The organism is Roseburia sp. AF20-18LB, from assembly GCF_003461185.1.
GTDB classification, from domain to species: domain Bacteria; phylum Bacillota; class Clostridia; order Lachnospirales; family Lachnospiraceae; genus Roseburia_C; species Roseburia_C amylophila.
Map to the genome: position 1 here is coordinate 42,569 of NZ_QTWP01000006.1, position 21,227 is coordinate 63,795.

Sequence of the window (21,227 nt, forward strand, 5' to 3'; positions counted from 1 at the left end):
CCTTCCTTACAAGATTGCTATTGCTCTGGAAGCATCCATCTTCCTTGCTATATAGCCTTTTTCTTCTAATATTTTCAGATGTGCATAAACACTTGAAGTCGATGCCACCCCTACCATCTTGCATATCTCCCTAATAGTAGGAGCATAACCATTCACACACTGATATTGCATAATGCTTTCATACACATTCTGTTGCTTCTCCGTCAATGGTGCTCTGTCTACCAGATCAATTCTCGCTGCTTCGCTCATGTTCCGCCTCCCTCTTTTTTACTCTATCGCTACTCGTAGTGCAGCTCAATTCCGCTTCGCTTCATTTCGCTCACGGCAGTCGCCGTATCAGATAACCAAGTCCCATATGTTTATGTGCAAGCACAACACATCTGCGCCTTGATTATCTAGCACTTCTCGTTGCTAACCTGAAAAGTATCCATGTGGATGTACTGTGTGTTCTTCTTTTGCATTGACTGCCGACAGAATCCTGTCCCGGTACATAAGTCCTCTCTGGATACTGTAAAATCCAAATCTTCTGCGTATCTCATCCACCGCTGAATCCATCTTCATCTGCTTTTCACGCTTCTCCACACTTGAGAACAAATCAATCTGTTCCCAATAATTATCTGTCACTAAATCTGCACCTCGGACACCAACACTACGGATTGGCTTGCTCCAGTTATAGTTTTCCTTAAATATCTGATAAGCGTATGCAGCTATCTCTCCGGTGATATTCGTTGCGTGGTCAATCTTTTTCTGACGGGTAAAAGAGAATAACTCATTATCCCTGACACTTATCTCAACCACTCTGCACCGGAATCCATTCTCACGAAGTCTTGCTGCAACACTCTCAGCCAGAATATAAAGAACAATCTTTACATCCTCATCGCATACTAAATCCTTTGGTGTCGTTGTGCTGTTTCCCACCGATTTGATTGGAGCGTGGGTATTCTCCAGCTTGACAGGTGAATCATCATAGCCATTAGCAAACGACCATAAGATACTGCCCATCTTTCCAAGGTGACTGTTAAGCACATCTTCATCTGCCCTTGCAAGATCACCTATGGTTTTGATACCAAATAATGCAAGCTTTCTGTTCGTACTTTTGCCAACGTATAGAAGATCTGCCACCGGAAGTGACCAAGCCTTCTGCTTAAATTCACTCTTATACATAGTTGTGATTGCATCAGGCTTCTTATAATCAGAACCAAGCTTTGCAAATATCTTATTGAAAGAAACACCAACACTTACTGTGATGCCAAGCTCTGACTTCATTCTCCTGCTGATTTCCTGTGCAATGAGCAATCCATCCCCTTTAAGGGAGCTGCTCCCTGTCACATCAAGCCAGCACTCATCAATCCCATATGGCTCCTGTCTGTCCGTATATTCTGCATATATCTCATGTGCCATTCTTGAGAACCGAAGATATAAGTCCATTCTTGGTGAAACAAATGTTATGTCCGGACAGACCTGCTTTGCCTGCCAGAGTGCCATTCCTGTTTTCACACCGTACTTCTTGGCAATATAGTCGGCTGTTAAGACAATCCCATGTCTTGCCTCCGGGTCACCGCCTACTGCCAGTGGCTTTCCTGCAAGCTCCGGATGATGCAGATGCTCAATCGAGGCATAACAACAGTTGATATCTGAATGAAGTATTACCCTGTCTCCCATCTTCATCACCTCCTGCATTTAATCTGTCACTACCATAACCTTTAGTCCAAGTATATGAGTAATGTTTCTTACAGAGCATAGTATAACCCCAAGAATAATCGACTGTCAACGGACACATATGTCCTTTTTCTCATTATATTGGATTTTTAACTTGAATAATTGGCACTATTGCTATATACTATGGAGTGAAAAGAGAGATTTGAAATCAACAAAATGAAAGAAAAGAGGCGTATGTATGTACTCAATCGGAGAAATCATTTCAACATATAGAAAAAAGAAAGGCTTGCTCCAGCAGGATCTCGCTGATGAACTGGCAAAGGAAGGCATTACCATTTCCTATAAAGCCATATCCAACTGGGAGAGAAATCTTGCTGAACCAAGCGTTACCATATTTTACAAAGTGTGTAGAATCCTTGGTATTACTAACATGTATGAGGCATATTTTGGAGTAAATCCTGCCGATCCTTTCTCATCACTTACTGATGAGGGCAGGGAAAAAGCTATGGATTATATCAATCTGCTCCATGCATCCGGAATGTATGAAAAGCAGACTGCTAAGATAATTCCATTCCGTAGCATTGATATTTTTGAAAATGCCGTATCAGCCGGAACCGGTAACTTCCTTGTAGACGGACCGAAAGAGACTGTACACATAGATGAATCTATCCTGCCGGAAGATACTACTTTCGGTGTCCGTATTAGTGGTGACAGTATGGAACCTGAATTCCATGATGGTCAGATCGCATGGGTATTACAACAGGAATCTGTTGCTAATGGAGAAATCGGCATCTTCGCTCTTAACGGAGAAGCCTATATTAAGAAATTACAAAACGATAAAGACGGAATTTTCCTTATCTCACTCAATGAAAAGTATGCACCTATCAAGGTTAGTGAAAATGACCGCTTAGACATATTTGGAAAAGTTCTTGGAAAATCTGATGCTTCTGCTATTACAGGACATTGCCGATAAAATTGCAAGCCCTTTTTATCGGACACATTATTTTGCATAATGACAATAAGAAAATATCTATAGAACTGAAAGAAGGGATTTTTATGGCGGTTACCAATAATATCAGAGAAATCCGGGAACAGCGTGGCATTTACCAGGATGACCTTGCTGCTGCTATTGGATACAGCACCAAAACTGTCGGCAGGATAGAACGTGGGGATAGCACCCCATCTGCCGAATTTATGTTGCGGATATCAAAGTACTTTAATATGCTGGTGGAAGATGTATTCCATGTAGAAGATTGAGTCGGAGCAGCAATCCGGTTCTCCTTCTATTTTGGACAGCTTTTCATGTCCTTATCAACAACTATAATTTTTTGATAAATGCTTGACTGTAAACCTTGTTTATAGCTTATTATTAAGTAAAATAGAGTTGCTCGAAAGGGGGGCATAATATGACTATAAAAGACGTAGAAGAGCGAACAGGTTTATCCCGTTCTAATATCCGTTTTTATGAAAAGGAAAAACTTATTGAGCCTTCGAGAAATGAAAGTAATGGTTATAGAGATTATTCTGAAAATGATGTGGAAAATATAAAGAAGATTGCATATCTACGTACATTGGGAATTTCTATTGAAGACATACGAAGTATTATATCCGAAAAAGTAACATTGCAGGAAATGCTTGAGAAGCAAAAGGAAGTATTAAAAAATCAGATTACTGATTTGAATAAGGCGAAACTCATGTGCGAAAAAATGCTGGATGAAGAAAGTATTAGTTATGAAAAATTACAGGTAGAACAGTATGTAACAGATTTGCATGACTATTGGAAAGATAATCGAACTGTTTTCAAACTGGATTCAGTCAGCTTTTTGTATATATGGGGAAGTATGCTTACCTGGACTATGATTACCGCACTATGCTTGATTATTGGGGCTTTGTCTTATTCTAAGTTGCCGACAGAAATTCCAGTACAATGGAGTAAAGGAGTGGCAACATCCCTAGTTAATAAAAACTGGATTTTTATTTGTCCTGTTATATGTATCATAATCCGTTATTTATTAAAACCTTTTATCTATGCAAAATTGCAAATGAACAATTATTATGGAGAAATTATAACAGAGTATTTGACAAATTATATATGTTTTATTGTGTTGTCAGTGGAAATCTTCTCCATACTTTTTACTTTCGGAGTGGTAAAAAGTGTTGTTGTACTGTTATTTGTGGACACGGCAATTTTTATTGGATTGTTAGTAGTTGGTTTGGTAAAAATGGATTTGAGAGGGAAAGAAGTTTTATGATTCAAATTTTATATTTCAGAAATAACAATAAGATACTATTTTTCCCACGCCTACTATGAGAACGGCGGCTATGAGATAGAAATTGCATATACCGGCGAATAAAAGAACCGCTGTTGCATGGTTTATTGGCTCTTCCATGTAGCAGCGGTTTATACTATGGGTTATTCAGTTAAATTTTCAGAAGGGACAATTAGAATTTTCTTTTCTATGCATTACTTATTGTATCTGTTTGTAAAATAAATATATGCATCCTCCAATGTTGCCGGAACTGACATACACTCCAATTCTGGCTGTATTTCAGAAATCACTCTTAATTGTAATCCTCCCTCAACGTATTGTTTTGATGTAATGCGATATTTACGTTCCACTTCTCTCGCTTTTTCCTCATCTGGTACTTTGCAAACCCATATTTTTCCCTGTGCTTCTTCAGTCAAATTCTTCATAGACCCAGCATATAAAAAACTGCCTTTGTGCATAATTGCAAGTTGGTTACAGGTCGCAGCTAAATCTTCTACCACATGAGTTGAAAACAAAACTGTTCTGTTCTCAGAAAAATCTACTAATAAATTTCGGATACGAATACGTTCTTCTGGATCTAATCCGGTAGTCGGTTCATCTACAATTAGAAATTCTGGTTCATTCAAAAGTGCCTGCACCAATCCAACCCGCCTTTTCATACCGCCTGATAATTGTTTCATTTTTTTCTTTCGATGTTCTATGAGACTGGTCTTTTTCAAATAATATTCTATCCGCTTTCTACATTCTGCTTTCGGGACACCTGCCAGATCTCCCATATATTCCAAACACTCCTGAACCGTCAAATTAGGATATAGTTCAATTTCCTGTGGCAGATACCCTATCTTTCTTTGGATTTTTTCATAGTTTCCTTCGCTATACAAAATTCCGTCTAATGTAACCATTCCGCTTGTGGGTTTCAGCACAGTAGTTAAAACCCTCATCAATGTTGTCTTTCCCGCTCCATTTTCTCCCAATAGTCCAAATATCCCATTTGATATATCTAAATCTGCATGGTCGATCGCTGTGACACCATTCTTAAATCTTACTGTTAAATCCTCAATATGAATACTCATAAATTTACCCTCTCTTTCTTACGATCTTCGGCAATGCCAGTAACAAAATCAGTCCGATACAAATACACAAGCCTTTTCCATACAGCCATGTAATATCAGTAGCATTTTCTATATCTCTAAAAGAATAAGAAAATACATTCCATGCACCTAAAAACTTGTCCGCTCCTGATGAATTTGTTGCTACCCATATCAAAAGACAACTTCCAATTCCCATCCACATATTGCGAAAAAGCATAGACAATGTATTAGCCAATATTCCCCAAAAGAAAATGGTTACTACAATCGCCCCAAAATATGCAATAAACTGAAGTATTTCACTTTCTGTTACTGGATGTGTAACTGGTTTCTGAAACGCAAAAAACAATCCATATCCAAGAACAGCGAGCAGCAGCAAAAAAGTTCCCTGTATCATCAGTCTCTGTATAATAGAATAAATTCTCTTTTTTATCTGATACAACCTCTGAACTTCGGAACGGTTGCTTGTAATTTCCTGAACATAAGTATCTGCACAAAAAACAGCGATCAATATTGCAAATGGTCCCTCTATGGAAAGCCCTATCTCATTTGTAAATACTACTCCACGTATCAAACTCAAAATTACAACAAAAGCGAACGCATAAACCATCTTATAAACTGGCAAAATAATCTTCATTTCCTTCTTCATTCACATCCGCCTCCTCTTCCAAATCTGCATCGTAATCAAAATAATTGCTACAGATGCTAAAATAAGAAAACTCTGATTTAAAAGTGCCATTGGCGGCGGTGCCGTATCAAAAAACTGTCCGGGAAATCGAACCATAATTGCGAAAGGTCTTCCCACATATCCGTAAACTCCTTCCGCATTTCTTCCCCCCATATTGGAATACACCATATAAAGAATCAGAAGTGGCACTCCCGGAAGTGGATTTTTAAATATAAGTGCAATCAAAGCATACATACTCACAATCATTAGCATATTTGGCAGTATATAAAGTATGGTAGATATTATAAAATTTGACAGATGTATTTCAAATCCACTATCTCTTGTATAAAGAATACATAATATCCAAAACAGTAGGTTTAAAACTGCTAAAACAAATGTACAAGTAAGAAATCCAGCGCTTACTTTTCCAAGCACATATTTTCCTGCACTAATTGGTTTTGTATGGAGTAATTCATAAGTATGCCTTTTTGTATCTTGTAAAAACAAAACGGAAAACATTATCGTTGCAAAAAATCCCATATACAGACCTGTAAAATCAGCAAATTTCCTTGCGTAATAATATGAAAATGGTTTCTTTTCCATTTTCTGATCTAAATACGAATTGATTTCTTCTGCCGTCCCCTTAAAGTAAGAGGTATCTTCATATAAATACCTCGCTCCGTACCATTCATATTTTTCGTTAAGATAATCATATGCTTCTTCTAATTCCATATTCTCTATTTTTCCGATAACTTTTTGCACCTCTGCATCGGTTTCTCCATCTTCAAGCAGGGCTTGTTTTAACTGTTCATGCCATAATTCCCGGTGTTTCTTCGGATCTGCCGGTATATACCCTTCATACACTTCACCCTCATCAGAAATAGCTGGCTTATCATTGGCGATTTTCTCCCCTTCTGCAAGATAACGTGTATGCAGATAAGGACTTGTATCGCTAAAAACTCCATAAATGACCAACAAAACACCAATCCAAAATAATGGTCGCTTAAAATAGTTTTTTATCTCCCTCCTAATAATTGCAATCATACGTTTGCCTCCTTTCCTTCGTTATAGACATCATAAAATATAAATCACAACAAAAAGACAACAGCGTAAAAAAAATCGGACTGCTCATGCAATCCGATGAAATACTGCTGTTATTACAGCTCCACTCAGTTTTTCGTTTTCTATAAGCAACTGTCCGCCATGCTTTTCACAATACAATCTGCTGATATACATACCCATTCCTGAGTGTTTTAAACTATCTTTCACATTTTGCTGATAAAAAAGTTCTGTTGCCTTTTGCTTGTCTACTGTAAATCCCACTCCATCATCTTTTATTCTGATTTGTAATTCAGAACTGGTAAGAAACACTTCCATTTCCACTTTTGTCTTGGCATAACGAAAGGCATTTGACAAAAGGTTTTCTATAACCTCTAAAATCACTTCCTTATCTCCTGAAAATTTTTCTGCTGTTTCCGAACATTTTAATTCATACAGTTTTCCAAATTTTTTCTCAAACACATTCATCTCTGCCCGTATGTCTATTTCCAACTGCTTGCTTGTAATTTCTTCTGCCACCAACTCCCTTGCATCTAAACTGCTCATCTTCCGCATTGTTTCCACAAATATATCCATACGTTCAATCTGTTTTTTGCTTTCATTTACCATTTCTAAGGCTTGTTCCATATTTATCTCTTTTTTAGGGAGATATTCTGAAAGCATTTCCTGATACCCCTCAAGCACAGATAGCGGAGAACGTATATCATGCGCAATGGCAGCCCGCAAAGCCTTTTCTTCCTCAAGCATTTTCCATAACTGTTGATTATTTTCTGCAAGTTGTCCTCTCATTCGTTCAAACTCTCTGCACAATCTGCCCATTTCATCTTCATTTTCATAAGTGATATGGAAGTCTAAATTATTTCGACCAACTTGCTGGGAAGCCAGTTCTAATTCTTCAATAGGACACTTCAATTTATGCTTATAAAAAAGAAATACCGCTATAATACTCCCTGCAACAGATACGATAAGCACTGTAAATGTCTGAAGAAAATCACATATTTCCGATACATGATAATCAAATTCTTTCATTTCATAAGAATGTGGTCTCGGAACATCTGGCAAATACCTTCTACCATCCCCTTCAGCCATTTCAAAATATTCTTCCTGGTCTACATACTTCCACCAAATGTTGTTTTGTACTGTGGTTGCTATTCGCATAATTAGTGCTGAAAGATAAAAACTAATTATTAAACTAATTATCATATACAAAACAATGGTTTTCCTTAACGAAAGATTTTTTATTTTGCCCATTTATATCCCATCCCCCATACAGTTTCAATATATTCGTGTTCCGAATACATTTTCATTTTCTTGCGGATTCTGCGAATCAACTCTGTAACCACCCGGCTGTCCCCTTCTGCATCATATCCTCCAATCTTTTCATAGATTCGTTCTTTATCAAACACAATTTCAGGGTTCATAGACAAAAATTCTATAATGTCATACTCTAATTTCGTAAGATCTAAAGTTTTCTCTTTCATATGTACACATTTGCCGGCATAGTCAATTACTAAATCCCCATAAAACCGTTGTTCTGTTTTCCTATGTAAGCGTTCCTCACGTTTCAAATGGGCAATAATTCTGGCATCGAGTTCTTTCAAACTAAATGGTTTCAAAACATAATCATCTCCGCCAGACAGTAATCCCATTACCCGATCCTGTTCTTCTACCTTTGCAGTCAAAAAGATAATCGGACAGGAAACCCTGTCTCGGATTCTTCTGCATACTTCAATCCCATCCATTCCCGGCATATTCACATCCAATAGAATAATATCAGGGTTTGCACTTATCTTTTCCATTGCTTCTATGCCATTTTCTGCAATCATTACTGTATAATTCTTCAATGTAAAGTATTGATTCAGCATTTTTAGCAATTCTCTATCATCATCAACCATTAAAATTTTATATTGCATTATATTTATGTCACTCCTTAAAGTATAAATGCTTTTGAAGATTATCTTTGATTCATTATGCACTATCTAGTATCCCATAATCGGGACTTTTAACTCAACTTTTCAATTATTTTACTTTACTAACGCCGATAAACATTATTATGAATTTCCAATAACTGCTTCAACACATCCTCTATTATCTCATTATTTTCGGTATATAAAATGTTCTCTTTCTCGTTCAAAGTATTTTCCATGATCTCGATATTGCTATCTTTATCAAAGCAACCTTTTATGCTTCTAAAATGATTAAATTCAATAGCAAAATCCTTGCCATCATAAATAGAAATACTAATCTCTATATCTTCAATCATAAAATCGGCATAACTGTTTTTTACATGAAAGTCTTTCTTTAAGAACGGGAGTTTTTGGTTTGGCAGTCGATACCGAACATTGTCTTTTTCTAATTCATAAAGTTCTCCTTTTATGAATCCCAATTTCTCCGCATTCATTTCATCTGTAAAAGCTGACCATCTATCTTTTTATGTATTTTTGTCTTTTTACTTTTTGCCAAATTTCTCCCACCTTTATATAATTAATAACTTTTGCTAGTATAGCGCATGTTTCGCATTTATCTTTTCACATTATAACATCTATCAAATTGATCCGCACTAAAAAAGGACGCAGAATCTCTCCCACGTCCTCTAAACTATCTGGCTTTATCTTCTCTTACCTTTGATACATCATTGTGTGCCGCTTCCTGCTTCACATCATCCACACCTCTTGCCTCAAATGCATCTGCATTATACTGATACTCCTGTGGCTCAGCGACCATTGGTGAATATACAATCTCTGCTTCCACTCGCTCAGCTTCTGCCCTCTCCGGCTCTGTCTGTTCCACGCTCTTCACATTACCCTTATGCTTTTCCTTATCTATCTGCACATTCATTGCCAGATTATCCAGCTTATCAATCGAAGCGTCCAAATGCAGCTCCATTAATACAAACAGCTTTCTCACTGCTTTCATAGGGACAAGCACTGCTTTGGTTATTGGATTCTTCTGTTCTTTCTTCGAATAATCCACTTCCGGCTTATCTGCAAAAGTACGGAATGCATTGACTGTTGTCTGTCCTGCTTCACGAAGTTCTTTTCCAAGCAATGCAGTTTTGGCTATATCCTTATTCGAAGTCTTGATTGCTCCTCTTACATTCTCCCGAATATTAAGAAGTTTATTCTTTATTCCTAAGAACTCTGATACTCTGTATAATGCTTCTCTGCCTTTTACCTTAGCCTCATCTACAATGCTTTTTGCAGTAGATTTCACATGCACTTTCACCTGAAACACCTGTAATTTTATCTGTTCACATCTGGTATTAAGTCGATCTTGTGCCTCTGATAATGCCTTTTTAGCATTATTGACAAGCGTATCTTCCTGCATTTCTTTGATCTGGTTCTGCATATTGGTAAGTTCTTCCGTCATGGAATCAATCTTTTTCTCCAGTCCGTCCACATAGCTACATATCTCAAATACATCGTTTGCCTGCTCTTTCATGGCATTCTTCTTTATTAATTCGAGAAGTTCTCTTATGACCTCCTCATTGGTAAGTGTTTTTCCAGCTTCCATATCCATTCTGTTTCCTCCATTCTGTAAATGGGGCAGCCATGGCCGCCCCTGTACTCTGATTACTAATTATCGAAAGGGTGTTGCCTCTTTGTCCTTTTCTTTATCGGAATTACCATGATGTTTCTCAGCACTCTCCCTCGCCTTTTCATTGCTCTTATCCTTTGCTTTCTCATATTCCGAGATAATCTCATTATAGAGTTTTTCCCTGAAATCCTTTGTGACCGGATAGCAGACATCCTGATAGATTGGCTTGCCCTGCTCGTCCACCTGCTTTGTCTTATAAGAAGGCATTGATACAAAGATTTTCTCTTTTCCCTGCACGATATTGATATTATTTACAATGAAACTGTTTTCAAAGTAAATGCGGGCAAGTCCTTTGATGTTACTGCCTTCCCTCTCATAAGGTGTCACAGTTACGGAAAACTCAGGCATTTCCTGTGTTCTGTCCTGCTTCTGTGTCTCCTCTTTCTCCGGTTCTTTGATTCTTGCATAGGCATCAAGGATATTAGTATAGAGTTCCTCTCGAAACTCTGCTGTGATAGGATTGCACACATCCTTATAGATCACGCCATTGCTTTCATCACGCTCATTGGAGCGGTATCTAGGCATTGATACGAAAAGTTCTCCCTTGTCCTTATTCTCAAGGATTGCAATATTGGTAATCTTAAATGAATCACCGAATACCACTGTTGCAAATCCTTTGATATTGCTGCCCTCTTTTGCTCTTACTTCGTTTACTTTAATTGAATACTTCATATGCTATTCCTCGCTTTCTTTTTGTTCTTTGTTTTGCTCCGGTATGATAAGCTCACACCAAAGCTGTTCTATCTGTTCACAAGACAATCTGCCATTAAGCCAGTTGCCAAGTGTAACGACCATTCCGTCCTGCTCGTAATAGAGCCACTCCTGTGTTTCAATGTTCCCCTCATACACGATAGTCACATCAAAATCAGGCATAAATAATCCTTCCTCTGCATCCCATACACAGGCTATCCCCTGTCTGAGTGTCAGATTCAGACTTTCGACATACACAGACCAGCCGCTTACAACTATCTGAAAGTCATCATTAATCTCTGCAATATCATCCTCGATGTCAATTAACTCTTCCATTTCCGATACTGCCTCTTCTATCTCAGCTAACCGGTATCTCTTATTCATCCATAACCGCCTCCTTATAAATGCACCTGACCACAAAACGCATGGTTCCTTTCTGGGAACAGGTAAAAAGAGTTAATTCTTTTTCATCTCCCTGTGTCTTGATGCTGTTATCATACGGATTTACTACCTCTGTCTCTGTTACCTCATAGATATGCTCCTGTCCCTTTTTGTCGGTTATCATCACTTCATCACCTATGGATATCTGACTTAGTGGTGTAAAAAATGTGCCATATCTGCTGCCATTGTGACCGCACAATACACAGTTGCCACTCTCACCGATTCCTGCAGTCTCTTCTATATGACCAATCCCTGCATTAAGCACTTTACTTGTGGTTCCTTCCATTACCGGATACCTGATATCTAACCCCGGTATCTCAATGATGCCGATAACACCGCCTTCTTTAAGAATGGCTTCATCCTCTTCACTAATGGAGGTTTGCTCTTCCTCCACATCTGTTTCTTCATCGTAATCATCCTCCAATGTCTGCTCAAATTCACTTATGAGCTGTTCTGTCTGTTTTTCTCCTGTTGCCCGCCAGAAAAAAGGGACTGCCATAATGGCAATCCCTGCTGTAATCAGTAGTCCTGCGACCACTTTTCTTATGCTCATATTATTCACTCTCCTATCGTGTTCTGCCCTCTCTGTCGGCTGGATAAGCACCTTTATCCTCTGCTACAATTGCTGCAGATTTCATCCTGTCATCTGCTTCTCTTTCTTCCTCCGGTCCGCTCAGGTCTGCATCCACAGCCTTTGCGTTCTCAAGGTCAAGCTGGGCATTCAGTTCACACTGCCTTGACAGCTTTTCTTCCAGTTCCTTGCTGTATGCAAATGGCTTGTCATACTCTGCCTTTGATGCTTCAAGGTCATTCTGGTACTGCTCAATCTTCTTTTCTAAGAAATCAATGTTCTCATGGAGTCCATTGAACAGGTTTTCCAGCTTTACCATACTGCCGACCGGACTTGTGGAAAGCTCTGCCTTGTACTCAGTCTTTCCACGAAGCACCATATAATTGATGCCAAGGAAGTTCTTTTCCACAAGCAGCTCAAATCCGTGGAATTTACCGATTGCAGTTGTCTCTCCGGTCTTGCATTTGCTGATTGCTTCAAGCATCATCGTTCCACCATCCACACGTTCAGTATAGGTTGCTTTGCCTATGGTAATGGCAAATTCCGGATTATCAATCAGCTCTTTATCCCTTGCCTTTACATCCTCACGGACATTGGCAAGCTTTTCAGTTGCTGTCTTAATCAGCTTTGGGTACTTAATCATAAAGTTATCCTGCAAGCCATATCTCTGGTTGTCATAGGAAGCCTTCAAAAGCTTTAATCTCTGGACATCATTGTCAATCTCCATCTTCTCACGAATAAGAGGATTGCCTGTGGCGACTGCCTTAATCTCTGCATAGGAAAGTGTTGCCTCGTCGATGTCCTCACAGCTTCGGCTTACTGCCTTGCTTGTCATGACCTGACTGATGAAACGCTGCTTATTTTCAACGAGCGACCAGTTGTATGCATCAAAGGTTCCTTTAGTGACATATCTGTAGATTGCTACTTCTTCATTTTCGTTGCCCTGCCTGATGCCTCGTCCTTCCCTCTGTTCAATGGAGCTTGGCTTCCACGGACAATCCACATGATGCATTGCTACAAGGTGTGTCTGCACATTGACACCTGTTCCACACTTGTCCGTTGAACCGATAAGAACTTTCTTTTTACCTGTCCTCATTTCCTTAAAAAGTGCATCCCTCTGTGCATCCGTTTTGGCATCATGGATAAATGCTATCTCATCTGCCGGAATACCATACTGGATAAGTGTTTCCTTCAGATAATCGTAGATGGTAAAGTCCTTATCCGGTCCCGGTGTGCCGATATCTGAAAAAATAAGCTGACAGCCTATATGACCGTTGGCATTTCCTTTCTCATATTCTTTCCAGACATTCTCCGCTACCTTATTGAGCTTTCCATCTGGATTATTTGGTGCGTCCTTATCAATCAGCCTTGCATCTGTTCCAAGAAGTCTTGCCTCATGGGTAATCTTTAGAAAGTTATCCACGCTTGGATCAACTCCACCGCCTCTGATACGCTCTGCCCTCACAACAAAGTCTTCCATGACCTGCTTCACATACCAGTCAGGCTCCGACTCCACTATAATAGGCTTGCCGCCACGGAGAGCTGGCACATCAAGGTCAAGCATGTCTGCGGTCTGCACATCTGCTACCTCACGGAAGATATTCATAAGCTCCGGCAGATTCGTAAACTTATTAAATCTGCTCTTAAAACGAAATCCGCTTCCCTCTACAGTAAGCTCAAGTGCTGTTGTCACTTCACCAAAGTTTGCTGCCCAAGAATCAAAGTGATAAATCCCCATCTCTTCAAGTGCCGCTTTCTGTAAGTAAAGCTGCATGACATACATCTCACACATGGTATTGGATATTGGTGTACCTGTTGCAAACACAATACCCCTGCCATCATTTATCTCAGACAAATACTGGCATTTAAGCTGCATATCCGTTGACTTCTTAGCTCCGCTACTGCTGATACCTGACACATTATTCATCTTGGAAAAAATCGCAAGGTTCTTAAAATTATGTGCTTCGTCTACCATAATAGAATCTACACCCAGTTCCTCAAAGGTAATAAGGTCATCCTTCCTGCTCTCATCTGACAAGGATTTCAGCTGTTCCTCCAGTTTTTTCTTCTGGCTTTCCATCTGCTTTACAGTCCATCGCTCTCCGTTACGCTCCTTCATCTCATCAATCGCATAGCTGATTTCATCAATCTGCTCGTTAAGCATTCGCTCCTTTCTCTCTGCGGAGATTGGGATTTTCTCAAACTGTGAGTGTGACATGATGATACAGTCATAGTCACCAGTTGCAATCCTTGATACGAACTGCTTTCTGCGGCTTTTTTCAAAATCACGCTCCGTGGCAACTAAGATATTTGCTGACGGATAAAGCCTTAAAAACTCTGATGCCGTCTGACCGATAAGCGGCTTTGGTACAACCATGATTGTCTTATTGGCAAGTCCAAGTCTCTTCTGCTCCATGCAGGCAGCCATCATCTCAAATGACTTTCCGGCACCGACACAGTGTGCCAGCAGAGTATTTCCCCCAAGAAGAATTCTTGCCACCGCATTTTTCTGGTGTGGCTTTAACTCAATCGCCGGATTCATTCCCGGAAACTGTAAGTGACTTCCGTCATACTCACGCAGGCGGATGTTATTAAATGTCTCGTTGTAATACTCCACATATTTCTGTCTTCGCTCCGGCTCTGCAAACAGCCACTCCTTGAACTTCTCCTTGATCATGTTCTGCTTTTCCCTTGCAAGCATTGTCTCATTCTTATTGACTTCGTAATGATACCTGCCATCACCGTCATCAATCCTGTCCCTGACTGTTACTGTCTTTAGATTCAGCGTATCCTCAAAAATAGAATAAGCATCCATGCGGCTTGTACCATAGGTCTTAGTAGCCGCCACTGAATGCTTATCCATGCTTTTATTCTCGATGAACCATTCCATGCTCATCTTATTTAAGTGTACCTGAATGCCTGTATTGTAAAACTGGCTTCTGACTGCCCTTGCCCGTCTTGGTGTATTGAGAAGCTCATAGATAAACTGCTCATAATCAAGCGGCTCAATCCATGTCGTGCCAATCTTTACATCAATATCCGAGGCTTCAATCCACTCCGGCTGTACCTTTTCAAGTGCTGCCACATTGCCTGCAAATTTTTCTGCCTGCGGATTGCCTGTATCCGCTGCCATAGCCTTTGCTACACGAAGCTTGTCTCTCACATTGCCGGAAAGATACTCGTCTGCCGTCTCCCAGCCGATGTCGGGATTGTTCTCGTTGTAGCGGTCGGGATTTAGGAAAATCAATCCATCCAGCTCTTCCACAAGAACTGCCCTTCTAAGCTCTGCCAAAGCATCATCACTAAATGTTATCTCATCAGCTGTCTGCCCGGACTTTTCTGCAAGTTCTTCCTTTACATTAGTAATATCCGGCTCATAGATAGAGAGCATATAGGCAAGATTTACATATCCAAATTCATTGACGGATACATTCAATGCTTCCACAGCAGTCTCAACCCTGTCTATGACAGTCTTTGCCTTAATCGTCTGCTTATAAAACATATCCGCTTTTTTCACCTCCCCGTCTTCATTTACTTCTTCAAGACTGCAAAGAAGTGGGTAATCGCTGTCATCTCTGAAAGCTATTCTGTTTGCTTTTGAAGTAATGGCTCCATACTGCTTTACGAAGGCATCATATTTTACATTAAGAAGTCTCTGCTTATCAGAAAGCTCCTCCTCGCTGCAGCCATCCATCTGGATATCAATCAGATCTCTTGTTATCTGTCTGATTTCATCAAGGCTTCTGATTCGCTCCTCGGCAGTCTGTGATACTTCTTTTCTTACCATCTCGGAATTTTCCCTGTAATAGAGTTTTCCTTCAAAAAATGTGTAAGTGTAGTTTCTCACATCCGGATCAGCCGGGATAACTTCCTCCGTCTGCTCCGCCTCATCTGCCACTCTCTCAAAATCTGTCATCTGGGCTTTGATATTACCGATAGCTTTGTTTAATGCTTCATAAATATTGAAGTTCTCATCATCATTCACGCAGACTGTGTATCTGCTGTCCTGTCCGTAAATCCTTGTGTCATATTCCATAGATCCAAGCATCATTTCCGGATGCTCTGCAAAATAAGAGTTGACTGCAATGCCATTCTCAGTTACACCAAGGTGTACCCAGTCCGGCTCAATATCAATCTTTCTCTCCCTTTTCTGCAAAAACAGGATATCTGCTGTCACTTCGGTTCCTGCATTATCTTTAAATGCAGTATTCGGAAGTCTTATCGCTCCCACAAGCTCTGCTCTTTCAGCCAGATACTTTCGGATAGTAGGATTTGCCTTATCAAGTGTTCCCTTTGTGGTAATCACCGCAACCATGCCTCCCGGTCTTACCTGATCAAGTGCTTTTGCCAGAAAATAATCGTGGATACGGAAGTTATACTTGTTGTACTTCGGATCAAAAACCTTATAATCACCAAATGGCACATTTCCGACAACCACATCAAAGAAGTTATCCGGATAAGTGGTATTCTCAAATCCTGTGATGCTGATATTGGCATTCTGATAAAGCTGCTTTGCGATTCTACCCGATATGCTGTCCAGCTCCACTCCATACAGTCTGCTCTCCTGCATGGCCTGCGGCATACTTCCAAAGAAGTTACCGATACCCATAGATGGCTCTAATACATTGCCGCCTCTGAAACCAAACTGGACAAGTGCCGAATTTATGCACATGGCAATCTCCGGTGAAGTATAAAAGGCGTTATTTACTGTTGCCCTTGCAGCACTGTATTCCTCATCAGATAAAAGGTCTTTCAGCTCTGCATATTCTTTGCTCCAGCCTGCGTTATTCTCATCAAATGCCTGTGACAGTCCGCCCCATCCGACAAACTTCGACAGAGTTTTCTGTTCCTCAGGTGTGGCAAGCCTGTTCTCTGATTCAATCTGCTTTAAAGTGCGGATTGCATCCATATTCCACTGGTATCTGGTCTTAGCACCGCCTTTTTCCATTTCCCAGAGGTTATAGTGGAAATTGTGTTTCGTCTGCCCGGCAACATTCTTCTCATTTTCAAGACTTTCTACTTGCTGTACTGGTTCCTGCTTTGGTGTAAAATCTACAGTTTCCTGTGATTCTGTATCAGCCTGAATATCATCCACAGATACTGATACTGCATCATCTGAAACCACATGTCCATTCTCATCAATCTTGGTTTCCCAGCCATTCGCTATTGCTCTTTCCCTGGTTTCAAGACGATTGGCTTTTACACTATCCTCGATATCAAAGAATCTCTTATAGACCGGATTCATCTTATCCCTGTCAGCCTTCTGCTTTGTCTCCTGATAATACTTCTTCTGGTCTTCTCCGCAGTAAAATGGCTGTTTTACCATATAAGATAAGATTTCATATAACTCACGCCAATCGAGAGCACCTTCTTTACGCACACCATTCCTGTTCTTATAGCTGATCTTCACATATCCGCTTCTGATTGAGTACTCCACAAGACCATACTTATTGTTGGAATATGCCTTTCTTTCTGCATTATCTGTCCCTAATGCAATATCCCTGATAAGGTCAAGTTTATTTGGCATAAATGCAAAATCAGACTGCACCACATCCATAAGGAATGCCCTAAACGGAGTGTAGCAGCTGCAATCTGTTACAAGAATCTCCGCCGCATCACGCAGGTCTTCATCAAGCTCCTCAATACGCTTGGCATAATCAATCGGTGTAATATACTTAAGCTCTGATGGATCTTTTTCAGTTGTTTCAGCTTCTATCTCGGCACCATATTCTGCCTGTGTTACCATGCGGTCTTCATCAGCAGCTTCCTGTGGTGTCATGCCTTTTGCACTTACATAATCTCTGTTAGAAGCATAGCTCTCCGGCTCATCCGGTATTGCATAATCATCAATCTCTGATTCTGCCTCTTCCGGTTCCACTTCCCGATATTCGGCATAAATGACCTCATCATCCTCACGGAGTCCGTCCATCGCAAGCTCATCAATACGAGGTGTCTCAGGCTGGTATTCCCCTGTAAGAATAAGGACACCAAGCTCTTTTTCGATATCTTTCCATGAAACATATCCTTCAACCTCTCCATCCTCATCTCGCCACTGAAAACGCAGTCCGTTCCCATGAAATGTGTCATATCCGTGCAGTCCCAGTCCGTCAACCGGCCAGCCTGCACCTCCCTGACCATATTCTGCTTTGATACGCTTTGCTCTGGTTCCTGCATCAATCTCTGTTTCAAAAATCTTGCATACCCTGCCCTTACCACCGATAAAACCTGTACCTCTCATAAGCACCTGTTTGATATACTCACCTGGTACTGTTGCAGACTTTTTGGGATTCAGGTAATTGTATTTACCTGCTAATGCAGCTTTTCTGTCCTGCTCGAACTGACGCATAAACTGATTATTGTTTTCGTCCTCAGTATGAATGGTGCCAATGCTTGCCTGCCCGTTCTGGTCGAAAAAAAAGGAAGCCTGTGTATATTCGGCTTCCTTACTGACACCCAATGAATTGATTTCATCAAGTTCCCTATTCAGTTCTGTATCATCTGATTCTAGTGGAATCGCATCACTATCTGATTCAGTACCACTTCCTCTGCCTGCATCTTCGCCTGCTCTCTTATCTTCCACATCTCCATTGTCGATGACGTATCCTGTGGCTTGTGCTTCGCCAGATACTGCATCTCTAACTGGTCGTACAGCTGATTCGCTTCCTCCTCTACCGCTGACATCTTCTCGTACATCTTCCCGAATCTCATCAGCGTCTTGTATCTTGCCGGCTCGTTCTCTTTGAGATAGTTCATCGCCATCCTTCCGTATTTGCCCAGCTTCGTGAGATCCTCCGTCTCGTCCGGCATCTCTATCTGCGGATAAAGCAGTCCGTCCACTTCCTTGTAAGTCATTTCTTCTAACATATCCAATTCTCCTTTCGCTCTCGATTGCCTTTAAGTTACGACTAAATTCTCTAAGAACACTACAGGAGACATCGCATACAATGGAACCAAGACGGTAAATGATCTCTTCGTCTTTGATATTTACGATCTGACTGAAATCCTGTTCTTGCACAGATAAGTCAAATCCGCATCTCGTCCCTACAGCATACATGACACTTGCATATACAAGCTGCTCCATGTCCATTTCCTGCTGTAAGCCATTGCGTTTCTTACTTTCTTCCTTTATCACACTACCTGATAGCTGCATGAGCTCGGTCATTCGGTCTCCGAACTCTTCTTTTATTATAAGCCAAACATCTGTTCCTGTAAACTGTTTTAATATATTTTTTAGAGACTCCCTGTTGCTGTTATCGTACTGCTCAATCTGACCTTCTGATACGAGAAAATCCACATAATCTTTAAGATTTTCTCCCTCAAGGTCCCATGTCAGCTTAACATTCTTCCCTCCGGTATCACTGATATCAAATATATACCTCATGCGTGGATTCAGTGCCCTTGACGGGAAGATAGCGCAGCCTTTCGCACCACGCTTTACATATCTTCCCACCTTTTTCCAGGTATCATAATCTGCCATGAGTGTGCTTTTTTCCGGAGGTCTCTGAGCTGTTATCATAACGATATTGTCAAATTCATAGCGGTATAACTGACCTGCGACCTTTAACACATCCTTCCAGTTCTTTTCTGATCTGGTGATGTTACCAATTTCAGAATCGTATATCGCTTTGACCTTCATATCAACGCCCATACCTTTGTCCTCCTCTACTTAAACATCTCTGCAAACAATCCCTTAAAGAGCTTTAACTCATCCTTATCCAGCTCGATTGCAAATTCATTGTCGATTGCCTGTTTTTCGCATTTATCCTTTTTCTTTGCAATCTTACGCACCACACGAAGAAGCACATAGCACTCCTTGGACTTTGCAATGCTCTGTTTAAAGGTCAGCTCATCCTCATCGACTGACTTCTGTGTCTGATAGATAATCTCTTTTAACTTATCATTGATACCATCTACTTCCTCAAGGGAAATAATAACGGATGCCTTAGAAGCACCCGATCTGTCCCACTCCTTATGAAGTTCCTTTACTAAAAACTCCATGTTCTTAATTACTGTTGTTGAATCACTTTTCATCTTGCTTTTCCTCCGTTTTCTTTTAATGAAGAAGGGAGCTGACCTTCGCTGATAGGCGCAAAATCAACTCCCTTCATGTCCTCTGCTCCAAGGACTATCTGCTCTGCATAATACATATCCATTGCCTTATTGATGGCATCGTCAAGCGACTCTGCCTTTACTTTCTGTACTCGTGAAAGCACTTCTTTTATCTCAACATCAAATTCCTGTTCCATATGATATCGCCTCCCGTAAAAATCTCATCACCGGCTCTTTTCTTCCTTTACCTGTCTTTCCTTAAAGCCCTCATCGTACTTTCCATCTTCCAGCCTGTCGTAAAAACAGTCCTCTTCAATCGTTCCGAAATCCTCATACATCTGGTGAAGGAAATCATTCTGCAGTTTCTTTGGCACATCATCATCCTTTGACATATCCTGATAAAAATAGAACTTCTGCTTTAGCTTTGCCCTGTAATCATAGATATCCTCTATCTTTTCCGGTGTGCCATACTCCCTCTTGTATGCCTTGAAATTCGTGGTTGAGAGTGTGGAACCGAGATAAATGCCATGCTCCCACGATACTCCGATTGTGGTATTGTCCTTTGTAGGCTTCTCATCCTTCGGATAACGCTTATACTCTGTCGCACCAAGGGCGATTGTAAGAGAACCTGACTTCATATCCATCACCACGAGATTCCTTGGTGATAATGCTTCAAGCACCATGTAATCATGGTCATTGAAGTTATGAAATGTCTGTCCCCTTTCAAATGATCTGTCCACACTTTCATAATGCAGGTTAAAATCATCCACCCAGCCCTTATCGGTCATTCCAATCTCCTTAAGCTTTGCAACACATTCAGAAGAACTGGCTTCTTTATCAAACCGAAATTCTTTGGAATCGTTATAAAGTCCCTGAAGAAAGTGCCCCAGCTGAATATCATCCAGACAGAATCTCGCAGATACAGTTACATTTGCTGCCCTGTAATACTCTGCGAAGTTATCTGCTTCACCAAGTGTTCTTCCAAGCTGCAACAAATTGTCTGCAAGCTCTGACATGTCATCAACTGCTATAAAACTCTTATAATCATCCAGAGTCATCAGCATATTTGTCTCTGTTCCCCTGTCGTTTTCTGTTACCAGTATCATATCTTTTAAATCCATTCTTACCTCCAGTCT

The 21,227-nt window shown here is 40.4% G+C and carries 19 protein-coding genes; 3 read left to right on the forward strand and 16 right to left on the reverse strand.

Annotation, left to right across the window (positions count from 1 at the left end):
* Nucleotides 1-6: 6 nt before the first annotated feature.
* Together DWX65_RS11070 and dinB are read right to left on the reverse strand one after the other, a co-directional pair.
* Nucleotides 7-249, reverse strand: coding sequence for a LexA family protein (locus tag DWX65_RS11070; RefSeq protein ID WP_118088029.1), 243 nt, complete (start codon nucleotides 247-249; stop codon nucleotides 7-9).
* Between the two features lie 162 nt (nucleotides 250-411).
* Nucleotides 412-1,662, reverse strand: coding sequence for a DNA polymerase IV (gene dinB / locus DWX65_RS11075; protein ID WP_016213262.1), 1,251 nt, complete (start codon nucleotides 1,660-1,662; stop codon nucleotides 412-414).
* A 235-nt stretch (nucleotides 1,663-1,897) separates the two neighbouring features.
* On the opposite strand from dinB, the gene DWX65_RS11080 reads away from it, so the two are divergent.
* The 3 genes from DWX65_RS11080 (at nucleotide 1,898) to DWX65_RS11090 (ending at nucleotide 3,911) form a co-directional block, all read left to right on the forward strand.
* On the forward strand, nucleotides 1,898-2,632 hold the full coding sequence (locus DWX65_RS11080) for a helix-turn-helix domain-containing protein (RefSeq protein ID WP_117998372.1): 735 nt from the start codon (nucleotides 1,898-1,900) through the stop codon (nucleotides 2,630-2,632).
* An 83-nt stretch (nucleotides 2,633-2,715) separates the two neighbouring features.
* Nucleotides 2,716-2,916 (forward strand): helix-turn-helix transcriptional regulator, encoded by a 201-nt coding sequence (locus DWX65_RS11085; RefSeq protein WP_004611564.1) that lies wholly within the window; start codon nucleotides 2,716-2,718, stop codon nucleotides 2,914-2,916.
* A 149-nt stretch (nucleotides 2,917-3,065) separates the two neighbouring features.
* Nucleotides 3,066-3,911 (forward strand): MerR family transcriptional regulator, encoded by an 846-nt coding sequence (locus DWX65_RS11090; RefSeq protein ID WP_117998369.1) that lies wholly within the window; start codon nucleotides 3,066-3,068, stop codon nucleotides 3,909-3,911.
* A gap of 212 nt (nucleotides 3,912-4,123) precedes the next feature.
* On the opposite strand, the gene DWX65_RS11095 is transcribed toward DWX65_RS11090, so the two are convergent.
* The 14 genes from DWX65_RS11095 to DWX65_RS11160 form a co-directional block, all read right to left on the reverse strand.
* The gene (locus tag DWX65_RS11095; protein ID WP_117715640.1) at nucleotides 4,124-5,002 is read right to left on the reverse strand and encodes an ABC transporter ATP-binding protein; all 879 of its coding nucleotides are present in this window, start codon (nucleotides 5,000-5,002) and stop codon (nucleotides 4,124-4,126) included.
* Between the two features lie 4 nt (nucleotides 5,003-5,006).
* A complete protein-coding gene (locus DWX65_RS11100; protein WP_117715641.1) occupies nucleotides 5,007-5,666 on the reverse strand; it encodes a hypothetical protein in 660 nt (219 codons plus the stop codon).
* Nucleotides 5,667-6,728, reverse strand: coding sequence for an ABC transporter permease (locus DWX65_RS11105; RefSeq protein ID WP_117715642.1), 1,062 nt, complete (start codon nucleotides 6,726-6,728; stop codon nucleotides 5,667-5,669).
* 84 nt (nucleotides 6,729-6,812) lie between these two features.
* Nucleotides 6,813-7,994, reverse strand: a complete 1,182-nt coding sequence (locus tag DWX65_RS11110; protein WP_117998363.1) for a HAMP domain-containing sensor histidine kinase — start codon at nucleotides 7,992-7,994, stop codon at nucleotides 6,813-6,815.
* Entirely contained in the window at nucleotides 7,982-8,656 is a 675-nt protein-coding gene (locus DWX65_RS11115) for a response regulator transcription factor (RefSeq protein WP_117715644.1), read from the reverse strand. The genes DWX65_RS11110 and DWX65_RS11115 overlap by 13 nt, the downstream gene beginning before the upstream one ends.
* A 119-nt stretch (nucleotides 8,657-8,775) precedes the next feature.
* Nucleotides 8,776-9,144, reverse strand: coding sequence for a hypothetical protein (locus DWX65_RS11120; protein WP_117715645.1), 369 nt, complete (start codon nucleotides 9,142-9,144; stop codon nucleotides 8,776-8,778).
* A 197-nt stretch (nucleotides 9,145-9,341) separates the two neighbouring features.
* The gene (locus DWX65_RS11125) at nucleotides 9,342-10,262 is read right to left on the reverse strand and encodes a DUF6674 family protein (protein WP_118173452.1); all 921 of its coding nucleotides are present in this window, start codon (nucleotides 10,260-10,262) and stop codon (nucleotides 9,342-9,344) included.
* 60 nt (nucleotides 10,263-10,322) lie between these two features.
* Nucleotides 10,323-11,012, reverse strand: coding sequence for a SpoVG family protein (locus DWX65_RS11130; RefSeq protein ID WP_118173453.1), 690 nt, complete (start codon nucleotides 11,010-11,012; stop codon nucleotides 10,323-10,325).
* A 3-nt stretch (nucleotides 11,013-11,015) separates the two neighbouring features.
* Nucleotides 11,016-11,414, reverse strand: a complete 399-nt coding sequence (locus DWX65_RS11135) for a hypothetical protein (protein ID WP_117690985.1) — start codon at nucleotides 11,412-11,414, stop codon at nucleotides 11,016-11,018.
* Nucleotides 11,407-12,024: a class D sortase gene (locus DWX65_RS11140; RefSeq protein ID WP_008395323.1), complete on the reverse strand. Its 618-nt coding sequence runs from the start codon at nucleotides 12,022-12,024 to the stop codon at nucleotides 11,407-11,409. Before DWX65_RS11140 ends, DWX65_RS11135 begins: the two co-directional genes overlap by 8 nt.
* 13 nt (nucleotides 12,025-12,037) lie before the next feature.
* Nucleotides 12,038-19,690 (reverse strand): helicase-related protein, encoded by a 7,653-nt coding sequence (locus tag DWX65_RS15625; RefSeq protein WP_118173454.1) that lies wholly within the window; start codon nucleotides 19,688-19,690, stop codon nucleotides 12,038-12,040.
* 14 nt (nucleotides 19,691-19,704) lie between these two features.
* Nucleotides 19,705-20,073, reverse strand: coding sequence for a hypothetical protein (locus tag DWX65_RS11150; protein ID WP_055062784.1), 369 nt, complete (start codon nucleotides 20,071-20,073; stop codon nucleotides 19,705-19,707).
* Nucleotides 20,070-20,288, reverse strand: a complete 219-nt coding sequence (locus tag DWX65_RS11155; RefSeq protein WP_004611546.1) for a DpnD/PcfM family protein — start codon at nucleotides 20,286-20,288, stop codon at nucleotides 20,070-20,072. Before DWX65_RS11155 ends, DWX65_RS11150 begins: the two co-directional genes overlap by 4 nt.
* A 27-nt stretch (nucleotides 20,289-20,315) precedes the next feature.
* Nucleotides 20,316-21,212, reverse strand: a complete 897-nt coding sequence (locus tag DWX65_RS11160) for a hypothetical protein (protein WP_117874786.1) — start codon at nucleotides 21,210-21,212, stop codon at nucleotides 20,316-20,318.
* Nucleotides 21,213-21,227: the final 15 nt, after the last annotated feature.